The organism is Caballeronia sp. ATUFL_F1_KS4A, from assembly GCF_023630905.1.
Taxonomy (GTDB): domain Bacteria; phylum Pseudomonadota; class Gammaproteobacteria; order Burkholderiales; family Burkholderiaceae; genus Caballeronia; species Caballeronia zhejiangensis.
The window spans coordinates 232067-246462 of record NZ_JALQEB010000002.1 but is presented as its reverse complement, the minus strand read 5'-3'; the positions used below and the strand labels follow the sequence as shown (position 1 = coordinate 246462).

The 14396-nt window shown below is 64.8% G+C and carries 15 protein-coding genes; 11 read left to right on the top strand and 4 right to left on the bottom strand.

The annotated features are described in order from the left end of the window. Window positions 1-48: 48 nt before the first annotated feature. The gene (locus NCS03_RS04235; protein ID WP_250528798.1) at window positions 49-405 is read left to right on the top strand and encodes a hypothetical protein; all 357 of its coding nucleotides are present in this window, start codon (window positions 49-51) and stop codon (window positions 403-405) included. 278 nt (window positions 406-683) lie between these two features. On the opposite strand, the gene NCS03_RS04230 is transcribed toward NCS03_RS04235, so the two are convergent. Next, on the bottom strand, window positions 684-1895 hold the full coding sequence (locus tag NCS03_RS04230) for a Bcr/CflA family multidrug efflux MFS transporter (RefSeq protein ID WP_008350845.1): 1212 nt from the start codon (window positions 1893-1895) through the stop codon (window positions 684-686). 146 nt (window positions 1896-2041) lie between these two features. Here NCS03_RS04230 and NCS03_RS04225 point away from each other — a divergent pair, with 146 nt between their 5' ends. The 4 genes from NCS03_RS04225 (at window position 2042) to NCS03_RS04210 (ending at window position 5706) form a co-directional block, all read left to right on the top strand. Then, window positions 2042-2494 (top strand): hypothetical protein, encoded by a 453-nt coding sequence (locus tag NCS03_RS04225; RefSeq protein WP_250528797.1) that lies wholly within the window; start codon window positions 2042-2044, stop codon window positions 2492-2494. A gap of 154 nt (window positions 2495-2648) precedes the next feature. Further along, complete coding sequence (hemL, locus tag NCS03_RS04220; RefSeq protein WP_250528796.1) at window positions 2649-3932, top strand: glutamate-1-semialdehyde 2,1-aminomutase; 1284 nt, start codon at window positions 2649-2651, stop codon at window positions 3930-3932. An 18-nt stretch (window positions 3933-3950) separates the two neighbouring features. Next, window positions 3951-5063 (top strand): bifunctional diaminohydroxyphosphoribosylaminopyrimidine deaminase/5-amino-6-(5-phosphoribosylamino)uracil reductase RibD, encoded by a 1113-nt coding sequence (ribD, locus tag NCS03_RS04215; RefSeq protein ID WP_034471322.1) that lies wholly within the window; start codon window positions 3951-3953, stop codon window positions 5061-5063. A gap of 28 nt (window positions 5064-5091) precedes the next feature. After that, window positions 5092-5706 carry a riboflavin synthase gene (locus NCS03_RS04210; protein WP_175981801.1) on the top strand — a complete coding sequence of 205 codons (615 nt, stop codon included), beginning with the start codon at window positions 5092-5094 and terminating at the stop codon, window positions 5704-5706. 19 nt (window positions 5707-5725) lie between these two features. On the opposite strand, the gene NCS03_RS04205 is transcribed toward NCS03_RS04210, so the two are convergent. Both NCS03_RS04205 and NCS03_RS04200 read right to left on the bottom strand, forming a co-directional pair. Beyond that, window positions 5726-6130: a hypothetical protein gene (locus NCS03_RS04205; RefSeq protein WP_250528795.1), complete on the bottom strand. Its 405-nt coding sequence runs from the start codon at window positions 6128-6130 to the stop codon at window positions 5726-5728. Further along, window positions 6123-6458: a type II toxin-antitoxin system Phd/YefM family antitoxin gene (locus tag NCS03_RS04200; protein WP_409017137.1), complete on the bottom strand. Its 336-nt coding sequence runs from the start codon at window positions 6456-6458 to the stop codon at window positions 6123-6125. Before NCS03_RS04200 ends, NCS03_RS04205 begins: the two co-directional genes overlap by 8 nt. Before the next feature lie 208 nt (window positions 6459-6666). Here NCS03_RS04200 and ribBA point away from each other — a divergent pair, with 208 nt between their 5' ends. The 4 genes from ribBA to NCS03_RS04180 are packed head-to-tail and all read left to right on the top strand — an operon-like array spanning window position 6667 to window position 10003. Then, the gene (ribBA, locus tag NCS03_RS04195) at window positions 6667-7830 is read left to right on the top strand and encodes a bifunctional 3,4-dihydroxy-2-butanone-4-phosphate synthase/GTP cyclohydrolase II (protein WP_033536677.1); all 1164 of its coding nucleotides are present in this window, start codon (window positions 6667-6669) and stop codon (window positions 7828-7830) included. 35 nt (window positions 7831-7865) lie between these two features. After that, entirely contained in the window at window positions 7866-8375 is a 510-nt protein-coding gene (gene ribH / locus NCS03_RS04190) for a 6,7-dimethyl-8-ribityllumazine synthase (protein ID WP_008350863.1), read from the top strand. After that, window positions 8372-8809: a transcription antitermination factor NusB gene (gene nusB / locus NCS03_RS04185; protein ID WP_008350865.1), complete on the top strand. Its 438-nt coding sequence runs from the start codon at window positions 8372-8374 to the stop codon at window positions 8807-8809. The genes ribH and nusB overlap by 4 nt, the downstream gene beginning before the upstream one ends. Continuing rightward, window positions 8810-10003, top strand: a complete 1194-nt coding sequence (locus tag NCS03_RS04180; protein ID WP_250528794.1) for a pyridoxal phosphate-dependent aminotransferase — start codon at window positions 8810-8812, stop codon at window positions 10001-10003. 69 nt (window positions 10004-10072) lie between these two features. On the opposite strand, the gene NCS03_RS04175 is transcribed toward NCS03_RS04180, so the two are convergent. Continuing rightward, on the bottom strand, window positions 10073-11218 hold the full coding sequence (locus tag NCS03_RS04175; protein ID WP_250501829.1) for a lytic transglycosylase domain-containing protein: 1146 nt from the start codon (window positions 11216-11218) through the stop codon (window positions 10073-10075). 587 nt (window positions 11219-11805) lie between these two features. Here NCS03_RS04175 and NCS03_RS04170 point away from each other — a divergent pair. Together NCS03_RS04170 and NCS03_RS04165 are read left to right on the top strand one after the other, a co-directional pair. Next, window positions 11806-13401, top strand: coding sequence for a UbiD family decarboxylase (locus NCS03_RS04170; RefSeq protein ID WP_250507269.1), 1596 nt, complete (start codon window positions 11806-11808; stop codon window positions 13399-13401). After that, window positions 13398-14396, top strand: coding sequence for an asparaginase (locus NCS03_RS04165; RefSeq protein WP_250528793.1), 999 nt, complete (start codon window positions 13398-13400; stop codon window positions 14394-14396). The genes NCS03_RS04170 and NCS03_RS04165 overlap by 4 nt, the downstream gene beginning before the upstream one ends.

Genomic DNA, 14396 nt, shown 5'->3' with positions numbered 1-14396 from the left:
CGAACGCAGTCTGCAGGATCTGGACCCTTCGAATGCGCTTCCCGAGTCATGCCGATCCCGATCCCGCCGACACGCTTCACGCTCGACCCCGATGCGTTCGCCGCCGCCGGCGAACGCGCCTTCGTCACGTCGAACCTTCATGAGATCGTCGCGCTCTGCGTGATCTCCGATGTCAACGAGGCCACGCTGTCCGCGCTCGCGGCGCGCGGCATTCGTCTCGCGCCGCCCATGCCGACGCTCGCGCGCGCAGATTTGGCGAACATCGGTTTCACGGCGCGCAACAGCGCGTTTCGGCCGTCACGCGGCCTTGCCCACCGATTCGAATTCCTTCGATATGTCGTCGTTCGACGACGGCCTACACTCGTCTCATTCCTTGATGCAGTCCAGCTTCGTCGACAAGGCTGAAACGGCAACGAGGAATAACCGAATCGACACGAACCCGATCAGGAAGCACCTTTGACCCAGGCACCACTGATCGCTCATCTGGAGAACATGCCTATTGCCCCTGCGACCGAAGCGAGCCGGTAAACAACTTTGACCCAGTAAGTTACCGAATCGACAAACAACTGCGATCGACCCAGGAAGCACCTTTGACCCAGGCACATCTGATTCGAGACCGCAAAAACGAGCATCAAATGTTGAGCCTCGCCACATAGCGAGGCTTTTTTGTTTCTGCGCGCCGTTCAGACCTTCACGGGCGCCGCGTGCGAGCGCAGCACCAGCGTGCGCCCGGCGAATGTCAGCACGCCGCACACGCCTATCACGATGCCCATTCCATGCGGCGAAACATCGTGAAACAAGCCGACGGCGAGACTCGCGAGCGCGCCGAGCGCGAGCTGCATCGCGCCGAAAACCGCGGCGGCCGCGCCCGCGTTGTGCGGATACCGATGCATCAGCTCGGTCGTGCAATTGGCCGACAGCAGTCCGACCACGCCGACCACGAAGAACAGCGTCACGACGATCGACCACAGGCCGCCCAAGCCCGTCAGCGCCACGAACGCGACCGCGAGCGCCGCCGCGACGCTCACGAACGATGCAGCCGAAATCATCTTCATCGCGCCGACGCGGCCGACGAACTTCGTGTTGAGCACATTCCCCGCGATGATGCCGACGATGTTCAGGCCGAACAGCAGCCCGTAATACTGCGGCCTGACGTGGAAGTAATCGATATAGACGAACGGCGTGGCGGTGATGTACGCGAACATCGACGCGAAAGCCATGCCGCCGCACATCATGTGGCCCCAGGTGACGGGATCGGTCAGCAGATGCCCGTAAGCGGCGAACGATTTGCCGACCGCCGCGCTCGCGCGCCTTTCCTTAGGCCATGTCTCCGGCACGCGCAGATACGCCGTCACCGCGCATGTCACGCCGAAGAGCGTGAGCGCGACGAACACGACGCGCCAGCTGCCCAGCAGCAGCAATTGCCCGCCGATCAGCGGCGCGAGCAACGGTCCGATCGACGTGACGATGGACAGCATCGACAGGACGCGTGCCGCGTCGGTCGGCGCGTGGGCGTCGCGGGCGATCGCGCGCGCGAGCACCGACGCCGCGCCCGCGCCGAGCGCCTGCAGGAAGCGCACGAAGACGAGCGCGTCGATGGAAAACGCCGCCGCGCAGCCGATGCTCGCGAGCGCGTACAGCGCGATGCCGCCGAGCAGGACGGGGCGGCGGCCATAGGCGTCGGACATCGGACCGTAGAGCAGCATGCCGAACGAGAAGCCGAACATGAAGCTCGTCAGCGTGCTTTGCGCGGCGGCCGGGCTCGTGCCGAACGCGGCGGCGAGCGACGGCAGGCTCGGCAGATACATGTCGATCGACAGCGGGCCGCACGCGGCGAGCGCGCCGAGCAGAAGGATCAAACGGCCATCGGGCCGGCGCCGGGTGGTGTCGGACATGGAGTTCGGGAGACGGGGAAGCGTTGAGGCCGCGCGGCATCCTTACCGCGCAAGGAGCAAACATTGTACGCGAGCCCTTGCCGCGATCCGGCCCCGGTCGCGACGCTGCGTTAAGCTCATCGCTCTCTTCTCGTCCGACCGAACCCATGACCGCCTTTCTGCTGATCTGGAGCCCAAAGAAATGGCCGTGGCCCGACTTGCCCGAGTTCGCGCGGCGCGTCGCCGCAGGCGATGCCGTTGCCGACGTATGGGGCTGCGGCACCGCGCGCGGACTCTTGCCGGGCGATCGGGTCTTCGTGCATCGCGTGTCGCAGGAACCCAGGGGCGTGTTCGCGTCGGGCTGGGTGACGCGCGCGCCGTACGAAGTGCCGGATGCCGGAGCCAAGCGCGGCTATCGGCTGTGCATCGACTTCGTTTATGACTGGCTCGTCGATGCGCGCGAGCAGGTCGTCGTCACGCGCGACGAATTGCGCGCGCATCCGTTCTCCGTGCAGACGTGGGACGCGCAGATGTCCGGCACGCTCATCAAGCCGATCGCCGAGGGCGCGCTGGAAAAACTGTGGGCCGCACGCACCGGAGGGCCCTCGATGCGACCCTAGCCGGACACGGTTGCATTGCAACGACTCCGGTACAATTTCAGCATCGTTTTTCGCGCCGGACGGCGCGTTTCGCGCGCCGTGCAGACGTTGCAGCGGCAGCCGGGCGCGTGTCCTCGCGACTCCCGCATCCACTTTTCAGTGCAGGCTTCCATCCATGTCCAAGAATCAAGCTCTCTTCGAACGCGCGCAGCGAACCATTCCCGGCGGCGTGAACTCGCCGGTGCGGGCGTTCCGCTCGGTCGGCGGCACGCCGCGCTTCATCGAGCGCGCAGAAGGCGCGTATTTCTGGGATGCGGATGGCAAGCGCTATATCGACTACATCGGCTCGTGGGGCCCGATGATTCTCGGCCATGTCCATCCGGAAGTGCTCGGCGCCGTACAAAGCGTGCTCGCGAACGGCTTCTCGTTCGGCGCGCCGACCGAAGCCGAAATCGAAATCGCCGAGGAAATCTGCAAGCTCGTGCCGTCGATCGAACAGGTGCGGATGGTGTCATCCGGCACCGAAGCGACGATGAGCGCATTGCGCCTCGCGCGCGGCTTCACGAACCGCAGCCGCATCGTCAAGTTCGAAGGTTGCTATCACGGGCACGCGGACAGCCTGCTCGTCAAAGCCGGCTCCGGTCTGCTCACGTTCGGGAATCCCACTTCCGCCGGCGTGCCCGCCGACATCGCGAAGCACACGACCGTGCTCGAGTACAACAACGTCGAGCAATTGAACGAGGCGTTCAAGGCGTTCGGGCCGGAAATCGCGTCGGTGATCGTCGAGCCGGTCGCGGGCAACATGAATCTCGTGCGCGCGACGCCCGAGTTTCTCAGCGCGCTGCGCGAACGCTGCAACGAATACGGCTCCGTGCTGATCTTCGACGAAGTCATGTGCGGCTTTCGCGTGGCGCTCGGCGGCGCGCAGCAGGTCTACGGCATCAAGCCCGATCTCACCTGTCTCGGCAAGGTCATCGGCGGCGGCATGCCGGCGGCCGCGTTCGGTGGACGCCGCGACATCATGGCTCATCTCGCGCCGCTCGGCGGCGTCTATCAGGCGGGCACGCTGTCGGGCAATCCGATCGCGGTGGCCGCGGGCCTGAAGACGTTGCAACTGATCCAGCGTCCCGGTTTCTACGACGATCTCGCCAAGCAGACGCGCAAGCTCGTCGACGGCCTCACCGGCGCCGCCCGCGACGCGAAGGTGCCCTTCTCCGCCGATTCGATCGGCGGCATGTTCGGCCTGTATTTCATGGACAGCGTGCCGGGCAGCTTCGCGCAGATCCAGCAAGGCGACACGAGGCGCTTCAATGCGTTCTTTCACGCGATGCTCGATGCCGGCGTGTACTTCGCGCCGTCCGCGTTCGAAGCGGGCTTCGTGTCGAGCGCGCACGACGACGCGATCATCGACGCGACGATCGACGCGGCGCGCGGCGCGTTCGCGTCGCTCGCCGCCTGACGTTTCCGGGCCGCGCCGATGTTCTCGCAAACCGACTTCACGCACATGGAGCGCGCGCTCGCGCTCGCCTCGAAGGGCATGTACACGACGACGCCGAATCCGCGCGTCGGCTGCGTGCTCGTCAAGAACGGCGAAGTGATCGGCATGGGCTACACGCAGCCGGCCGGCCAGGATCACGCCGAAGTGCAGGCGCTGAAGGACGCCCGTTCGCGCGGCAAGGATCCGCGCGGCGCGACCGCGTATGTGTCGCTGGAACCGTGCAGTCACTTCGGCCGCACGCCGCCGTGCGCGCATGCGCTCATCGATGCGCGCGTCGAGAAAGTAATCGCCGCGATGGAAGATCCGAACCCGTCGGTGTCCGGCCGCGGCTTGACGATGCTGCGCGACGCCGGCATCGACGTGCGTTGCGGACTGCTCGCGAACGAGGCGCACGAGATGAACATCGGCTTCGTGTCGCGTATGACGCGCCGCCGTCCGTGGGTGCGAATGAAGGTCGCGGCCACGCTGGACGGCCGTACCGGTTTGCCGACGGGCGAGAGTCAGTGGATCACGGGCGAAGACGCGCGCGCCGACGGCCACGCGTGGCGCGCCCGCGCCTGCGCGATTCTCACGGGAATCGGCACGGTGCGCGAGGACGATCCGCAACTGACCGTGCGCGCGGTCGACACGCCGCGCCAGCCGCAACGCGTGCTGATCGACAGCCGGCTGGATGTGCCGATGCACGCGCGCATCCTCGACGGCGCGCCGCCCTGGATTTTCCATTCCGCCGACGCCGATCCGGCGCGCATCGACGCGTTGCGCGAGAAAGGCGCGGATCTGATCGAGCTGTCGAACGAGTACGGCAAGGTCGATCTGCCCGCGATGCTCACGGCGCTCGCCGATCGCGGCATCAACGAATTGCATGTCGAAGCGGGCCACAAGCTGAACGGCTCGCTGCTGCGCGAAGGCTGCGTCGACGAACTGCTGATCTATCTCGCGCCGAGCCTGCTCGGCAGCGCGCCCGGCATGTTCGACTTCGCGCCGCCCGACACGCTGGATGCGCGGCCGCATCTGAAATTTCATCGCATCGACCGGCTCGGCGACGATCTGCGCATACTTGCGCGTTTTGCCGAAGCCAACGTGGCGAGCTGACCCAGCACCGAATCGAGGAATCCGACCGATGTTCACAGGAATTGTCGCGGCCGTGGGCCGAATCGAAAAAGTCACGCCGCTCGGTGCCGAGCCGGAAGCGGGCGTGCGTCTGACGGTCGCCGCGGGCGATCTCGATCTCGCCGACGTCGAGCTCGGCGACAGCATCGCGATTCAGGGCGCGTGCATGACGGTTGTCGAGAAATCGGCCGGCACGTTCGACGTCGAAGTGTCGCGCGAGAGTCTCAACAAGACCGTCGGACTCGGCGATGCGGGCGCCGGCGTGAATCTGGAAAAGGCGTTGCGCGCGCACGACCGGCTTGGCGGGCACCTCGTATCCGGTCACGTCGATGGGCTGGGCGTCGTGTCGAAGTTCGAGCCGGTGGGCGAATCGCACGAATTGCGCATCGTGGCGCCGAAGGATATCGGCAAGTACCTGGCTTACAAGGGCTCGGTGACGGTGAACGGGGTGAGCCTCACGGTGAATTCCGTCAGCGACAGCGCCGACGGCTGCGAGTTTTCCATCAATCTGATTCCGCATACCGTCGAAGTGACGACGCTCAAGGCGCTTGCCAAAGGCGCGAAGGTCAATCTGGAGATCGATCTGATCGCGCGGTATGTGGAGAGGATGATGAGTGCGGGGTGAATGCTCGCGTTGTCCTGACCTAGCGCTCCGGACCCCACAGATCCCTGAATTCGGAGGAAGTCTCTTTCATGTGCCGGAGCGACAAGAAAGTGATCGTGTCACCGGACAACAGATAGAGCAGCACGTAGTCATCGAACAGATGTTCGTGTAGCTCGCCTTGATGAGGCGCGCCCGACTTCGTGACGTCCACGATCTCCTCGATCGTCAGCAAAGCATCGACCGTATCCGGCTTCGAATTGAGAAGGCGTCGTCCAAGAGCCGGAAAGCGCCGAAGCACCGGTACGACCTTCTTTTCGATCGCCTCGACTAGCCGAAGGAAGCTTTCAGGCCGGTCTACGCGGTTCCAGTAGCGCTCGATATCCGTGATTCGGGCATCGAATTCGCTCGAGATTCGGATGGTCGTGCGCTTGCGTTCATCATTCACGGTCCGACTCTCCGTCATCGGTTTGCGGCGCTCCCAGACGCGCTTTCAGACGGATGAAGTACTCGTCGGCATCTTCCGTTTCGTTCTTGTCGAGGCTCTTCAGAGCGGTCAACGCGTCGTTCAGCAGCACCAGATGAATGCGGGACCTCTCCATGCGGTAGAACGCTTCGAGCTTTTCCGCGCTGATCAACGCGGCATAGCTTTCTCCGTTCTTCGTGATGATCTTTTCATTGCCGCCGCGAACCTCGTCGACGAGTTCAGAGAGATTTGCACGCGCCTGAGAGAGCGGAATGATGTCCCTTGCCCTATAAGCCATGTTCGGTCCCATTAAGTTTAACGTACACAACATTGTACAAAACCCATCCGCTTTAAAGTTACAGTGAGGACAGTTTCCCAAACGCTTGCCCGTCGCGCCATTCGTCCGAATGGCTTAGGAAACCTCCACCTCTCGAAGAGAGTCGATTTCCCCGACGCTCCACCAGCCGTGGCGTAAAATACGCGCTTTCCCCAAATCAGAGCCCGCTCGGGACGTCATCATGTCGCTCGCCTCCACTCCTGAGATCATCGCTGAACTGAAAGCCGGCCGGATGGTGATCCTCGTCGACGAAGAAGACCGCGAGAATGAAGGCGATCTCGTCGTCGCCGCCGAATTCGTCACGCCCGAAGCGATCAACTTCATGGCGAAGCACGGCCGCGGCCTCATTTGCCTCACGCTCACGCAGGAACGCTGCAAGCAGTTGAACCTGCCGCTCATGACGCATCGCAACGGCACGCAGTACGGCACGGCGTTCACGGTGAGCATCGAAGCCGCCGAGGGCGTGACGACCGGCATCTCGGCCGCCGACCGCGCGAAAACCATCGCCGCGGCCGTCGCCCACGATGCGCGCGCCGAGCACATCGTTCAGCCGGGCCACGTCTTCCCGATCATGGCGCAGCCGGGCGGCGTGCTCGTGCGTGCGGGCCATACGGAAGCCGGCTGCGACCTGACCGCGCTCGCGGGTCTCACGCCCGCCGCGGTGATCTGCGAGATCATCAAGGACGACGGCGAAATGGCGCGTCTGCCCGACCTCATCGAGTTCGGCCAGCAGCACGGCATCATGATCGGCACCATCGCCGATCTGATCCACTACCGCAGCCGCACCGAATCGATCATCGAGAAAGTCTGCGAGCGGACGATGCAGACCGCGCACGGTCCGTTCCGCGCGCTGCTGTATCGCGACGAGCCCACCGGTTCGCCGCACATCGCGCTCGTGCGCGGCACGCCGCGTCCGGATCGCGACACGCCGGTGCGCGTGCACGAACCGCTCTCCGTGCTGGATCTGCTCGAAATCGACTCGTCGACGCACTCTTGGACCATCGACGCCGCGATGAAGGAAATCGCCGCGCGCGATCTCGGCGCGATCGTCATGCTCAATTGCGGCGACACGAAGGAACATCTCGTCGACGTGTTCCGCGCGTTCGACCAGAAGGACAAGGCGGCGGAACTCAAGCGCCGCCCGATCGACTTCAAAACCTACGGCATCGGCGCGCAAATTCTGCGCGATATCGGCGTCGGCAAGATGGAAGTGCTCGCGAATCCGCGCAAGCTCGGCAGCATGTCGGGCTACGGCCTGGAAGTGACAGGCTTCGTGCCGATGCCCGGCTGCCCCGCCACCGCCGCGCCCGCCGATACGAGCATCACGCAGTTGCGCTCGGCCTGAACGCCAAACCCAATCTGAACAAACGGAAATCATTCATGGAAATCGGACAATACCAGCCGAACCTCGACGGTGACGGCCTGCGCATCGGCATCGTGCAGTCGCGCTTCAACGAACCGGTGTGCAACGGCCTCGCCGACGCCTGCATCGAGGAGCTGGAACGCCTCGGCGTGATCGGCCAGGACGTGCTGCTCGTCACGGTGCCCGGCGCGCTCGAAATTCCGCTCGCGCTGCAAAAGCTCGCGGAATCCGGCCAGTTCGACGCGCTGATCGCGCTCGGCGCCGTCGTGCGCGGCGAGACGTATCACTTCGAGCTCGTGTCGAACGAAAGCGGCTCGGGCATCTCGCGCATCGCGCTCGACTTCGGCATTCCGGTTGCGAACGCCGTGCTGACGACCGAGAACGACGAGCAAGCCGTCGCCCGCATGACCGAAAAGGGTCGCGACGCCGCGCGCGTGGCGGTCGAAATGGCGAATCTGTCCGTCGCGCTCGAGCAGCTCGGCGGCGACGATGAAGACGAAGACGAAGAAGACGAGGACCGCGCATGAAGAGCGCACGACGCCGTTCGCGCGAACTCGCGACGCAAGGGCTTTACCAGTGGTTGCTGTCGGGCGCGCCCGCCGGCGAAATCGACGCGCAGTTGCGCAATTCTCAAGGTTTCGACAAGGCCGATAAGGATCATCTCGATGCGATCCTGCACGGCGTGATCAAGGAATCCGACGCGCTGTCGGCCGAGTTGCAGCCGTGCCTCGATCGTCCGATCGAGCAGCTGTCGCCGGTCGAGCGCGCGGTGCTGCTGGTTGCCGCCTTCGAGTTCAAGCATCACATCGACGTGCCGTATCGCGTCGTCATCAATGAAGCGGTCGAGTTGACGAAAACTTTCGGCGGCTCGGACGGCTACAAGTACGTCAATGGCGTGCTGGACAAGCTCGCCGTCGTGATGCGGCCCACCGAAGCGCAGGCGCGCGGCCGCGGAGCATAAATGAACCAGACAGCCGAACCGCTCGTGCGGCTGGCGTCGCGCGTCGACGCAATCGAGCCGTTCTACGTGATGGAGCTGATGAAAGAGGCGCAGGCGCTCGAGCGCGCGGGCCGCGACATCATCCACATGAGCATCGGCGAGCCGGATTTCACCGCGCCGGAGCCGGTCACGAAAGCCGCCGCCGATGCCCTGAAGCGCGGCGTGACGCAGTACACCAACGCGCTCGGCATCCACGCGCTGCGCGAGGCGATTTCGCAGCATTATCGCGATACCTTCGGCCTGGCCGTCGACCCCGAGCGGATCGTCGTGACGGCGGGCGCGTCGGCGGCGCTGCTGCTGGCGTGCATGGCGCTCGTCGATAACGGCGACGAAGTCCTGATGCCCGATCCCTGCTATCCGTGCAACCGGCATTTCGTGTCGGCGGCGGATGGCAAGCCGGTGCTCATCGCGAGCGGCCCGGCCGAGCGCTTCCAGTTGACGGCCGAGCATGTCGAGGAGAACTGGAGCGAGAAGACGCGCGGCGTGCTGCTCGCGTCGCCGTCGAATCCGACGGGCACGTCGATCGAGCCGAACGAACTGCGGCGCATCGTCGACACGGTGCGCGCGCGCGGCGGCTTCACGATCGTCGACGAGATTTACCAGGGCCTGAGTTACGACGCGAAACCCGTGTCCGCGCTCTCCTTCGGCGACGACGTCGTCACCGTGAACAGCTTCTCGAAGTACTTCAACATGACCGGCTGGCGGCTCGGCTGGCTCGTCGTGCCGCACGCGATGGTCAGCGCGGTCGAAAAGCTGTCGCAGAATCTGTTCATCTGCGCGTCGGCGCTCGCGCAGCATGCGGCGCTCGCGTGCTTCGAGCCGGGGACGATCGCGATCTACGAAGCACGGCGACTGGAGTTCAAGCGGCGTCGCGATTACATCGTGCCGGCGCTGCGCTCGCTCGGTTTCGGCGTGCCGGTCGTGCCGGACGGCGCGTTCTACGTCTACGCCGACACGACGACGGTCCGCCACCCCGCCGCCGGCGACAGCGATGCGCTCACGCATTCGATGCTCCACGACGCGGGCGTCGTGCTCGTGCCGGGCGCGGATTTCGGTTTTCACGCGCCGCAGCGCTACATCCGGCTGTCGTATGCGACGTCGCAGGCGAAGCTGGAAGAAGCGGTCCAGCGACTGGGCACGCTGTTCCGTCGATAATCGCGACGGCACGCGCAACAAAAAAGGGCACCCGCGGGTGCCCTTTCCTTTTTACGTCTGCCGAAAGCCTTACGCGCCCAGCTCCGCCGATGCGACGTGCTTCGTGTCCACGTCGCCATCGTCCTGCGATTTCTTCGGCGATTCGATCGTCGCGTGAACGCGTTTGTCCGCGGACGTCGAGGCGAGAACCTGCTTCGGCGCGGCCTGGACCGGCGCCTGCGGCGCGTTGATCGGCACATTGCGGCCACGCGCGACATCGCGCAGACGCGAGCGCTCGGCCAGCACCTTCGCGCCGTAACCGCCGTCGTCCTGCGTCGTCGAGCCGACGTAGTAGCGCAAGCCGCCCGCCACCGAGCCGCCGCGCGCGATGCAATCCTTCAGCACGAGCGCGCCGACCTTGATGTTCGCGAGCGGATCGAGCGCCGCGTGCGAGCCGCCGAAGTACTCGAATTTGTCGGAATGCACCTTCGACATGACCTGCATGAGGCCCTGCGCGCCGACGCCGCTTTCCGCATACGGATTGAAGCCCGATTCGATCGCCATCACCGAAAGCAGCAGCAGCGGATCGAGGCCGACTTCGCGACCCGTATCGAACGCGGCGCGCACGAGTTCCGTGACCGGCTCTTGCGCCACGCGATAGCGACGCGCGATGAAATTCGCGACGAGCTTCTGCTCACGCGCCGAGACGAGCACGCGGTCATCGCGCGCATCCGCGACGACGCGTTGCGCAGGAATCAGGTTCGCCAGCATGCCGACGGACGGCATCGTGCGCGGATCGAGCCCGTTGGGCGACACGGCCAGGCTGATGCCGCCGGTGAGCTGACGGGTGCTGGCGTCGTCGCTGGCCGCCGCGCCGAGCGACGGGGTCACGGCGGCCGGCGCCTTGGCAATTTCGGGCGCCGCCGTGTTAGCGGCCACGTTCACGGGCAGCGCGGCGTCGCCGGGCGCGCGATGCACCGCCGAGAACGGCGGCAGCGGCTGGCCGGCGAGCAAACGCGCCGGACCGGCCTGGACCGCGGCCGACACGAACGGCATGATCTTTGCGGCGAACGTCGTGCGCCAGGAAGGCGCCAGCCAGAGCGCGAGCGCACTGACAACGGCCGCGCAACCGACCACGGCGAAGAGATGGTGACTCAAACGGCGTCCGCGACGTAGCGCTACGCGCACAACCTGCGCGGCGCGGGAGTCGGAACCCCACCAAACCGAAGCATTCATCGATACTCCCAATGTTGCATGATTTGCGCAGATGAATACGAATGAAGCACGTACTCGAAAGACAAATCAGACACCGCTCACTCTCGGTAAGCGTCAGCGGCATCGGGGATACGGCAAGCGCCGTCTGAAAAGCCGATCCGGCAAAAATCCGCCGGGTTGCGCGGCACGAACTGCATGCCCTGAACGCGCACGTGGCTTTCCACGCGAAAAACCGGCGTGTGAAACGCCGGCAATGACAACCAACAGCCATGAATCGCCGGGCAGGAGCGGCGCAGGCGACGCATTGGCGTCTGACAGACCTGAGGCTAAGGTAAAAAGTTTCAAAACCTGCAATGGATGCCAAGCGATTCTAACAGGGTTTAATGATCCGTCAATGCTATAGACTTTGGTTTCAATTACTTACAGTTATATTGAACAGTGTTCAGCAGCCGAAAACCACGTCTCCCGGGCGATTCCAAGCGGTTTTCGCTGAATGTCGCCCAACGCACGGACGCCGACGCAGGTAAAATCGACAATCGCTCAGCGCGCAGCCGTCCCGCCCGGCGAGTTCTGCCTCCGGGCGCCTTCGAGTCCACTTCCGACCATCGATGAAATACAAAGATCTGCGCGACTTCACCGCCCGCCTTGAAGCGCTCGGTGAACTCCGCCGCATTCGACAGCCCGTCTCTCCCGTTCTCGAAATCACCGAAGTCTCCGATCGCGTGTTGCGCGCGGGCGGACCGGCGCTGCTGTTCGAAGCGCCCACCGGTCACACGATGCCCGTGCTCGCGAACCTGTTCGGCACGACGCGGCGCGTCGCGCTCGGCATGGGCATCGAGACGGACGCGCAAAGCGGTTCCGATGTGAGTCTCGGCAGCGACGTCGCCGCGCTGAGTTCGTTGCGCGATGTCGGCAGGCTGCTTTCCGCGCTCAAGGAGCCCGAGCCGCCGAAGGGCCTGAAGGATGCCGGCAAGCTGCTCTCGCTCGCGAAGGCCGTGTGGGACATGGCGCCGAAGTCGGTCAGCGCGCCGCCCTGTCAGGAAATCGTGTGGGAAGGCAACGACGTCGATCTCAATCGGCTGCCGATCCAGACATGCTGGCCCGGCGACGCCGGTCCGCTGCTCACCTGGGGCCTCACCGTCACGCGCGGGCCGAACAAGCCGCGTCAGAATCTCGGCATCTATCGGCAACAGCTGATCGGGCGCAACAAGCTCATCATGCGCTGGCTCGCGCATCGCGGCGGCGCGCTCGATTTCCGTGAGTTTGCGCTCGCGAATCCCGGCAAGCCGTATCCCGTGGCGGTCGTGCTCGGCGCCGATCCCGCGACGATTCTCGGCGCAGTGACGCCCGTGCCCGATTCGTTGTCCGAATATCAGTTCGCTGGTCTCCTGCGCGGATCGCGCACCGAACTCGCGAAATGCCTGACGCCGGGCGTCGATGCATTGCAGGTGCCGGCACGCGCGGAAATCGTGCTCGAAGGTTTCATCTATCCGCAGGACGGCGCGCCGCCGCCTGCGCCCGCAGGCGCGCCGCCGCGTCCGTCGGCGGGGGCGTCGGCGAAATACGAGCACGCGCTCGAAGGCCCGTACGGCGATCACACCGGCTATTACAACGAGCAGGAATGGTTTCCGGTCTTCACCGTCGAGAAGATCACGATGCGCCGCGACGCGCTGTTCCATTCCACCTACACAGGCAAACCGCCGGACGAGCCTGCCGTGCTCGGCGTCGCGCTGAACGAAGTCTTCGTGCCGCTGTTGCAGAAGCAGTTCACCGAGATCACCGATTTCTATCTGCCGCCCGAGGGCTGCAGCTATCGCATGGCGATCGTGCAGATGAAGAAGAGCTATCCCGGCCACGCGAAGCGCGTGATGTTCGGCGTCTGGAGCTTCCTGCGGCAATTCATGTATACGAAGTTCATCGTCGTCGTGGATGAAGACGTGAACGTGCGCGACTGGAAGGAAGTGATCTGGGCGATCACGACGCGGGTCGATCCGACGCGCGACACCGTGATGGTCGACAGCACGCCGATCGATTATCTCGATTTCGCGTCGCCGGTTGCGGGTCTCGGCTCGAAGATGGGACTCGACGCGACCAACAAGTGGCCCGGCGAAACGAATCGCGAATGGGGCCGCCCGATCGTCATGGACGAAGCCGTGAAGCGCCGCGTCGATACGCTCTGGACCGAACTGGGACTCGACAAATGACGATCGCGGCCACGCTCTATCGAGGCGATGTCATCGAGAACACGCACGCGGCGCATGTCGCGGTCGTCGATGCCGATGGCCGCCTCATCCATTCTTTCGGCGATCCGCGCCGCGTGACGCTGCCGCGCTCGGCCGCGAAGCCCGCGCAGGCGCTCGCCGTCATCGAAACGGGCGCGCTGGAACGCTTCGGCTTCACCGACGAGGACCTCGCGCTGATGTGCGGATCGCACAGCAGCGAGCCGCGTCATATCGAGCGCGCGCTCGCGATGCTCGCAAAGTCGAACGCGAGAGAAAGCGATCTGCGCTGCGGCGGCCATCCGCCGATTTCAGACGCCGTGTACAAGGACTGGATCCGGCGCGATTTCACGCCGACCGCCGTCTGCAGCAATTGCTCCGGCAAGCACGCCGGCATGCTCGCGGGCGCGCGCGCGATGAACGCGCCACTCGCCGATTACCACTTGCCCAGTCATCCGCTGCAGGCGCATGTGAAGCGCACGGTGGCGCGCGCCGTCGATCTCGCCGATGACGAAGTGCAATGGGCCATCGACGGCTGCAATCTGCCGACGCCCGCCTTCCCGCTCGAACGTCTCGCGCGGCTCTATATGAACATCGCCGCCGCGTCGGACGGCTCGCCGCTCGCACGCGTCCATCGCGCGATGACGTCGCATCCGGAACTCGTCGCGGGCGAAGGCCGCTTCTGCACGCTACTGATGCAGGCGTTCGGCGGCGCGCTCGTTGCCAAGACCGGCGCGGACGCGAGTTACGCGATCGGCGTGCGCCGCGAGACAGGTCCGATCGGCATCGCGGTGAAAGTCGAGGACGGCAATACGGCCGTGGTGAACGCGGTCGTCGTCCATCTGCTCGATGCGCTCGGCATCGGCACGCAAGCACAGCGCGATGCGCTCGCCGCCTTCCGTAATCCGCCCAAACGCAACACGATGAACGTGCCGACCGGCCGTCTCGATGTCAGCTTCACGCTTCACAACCATCAATAA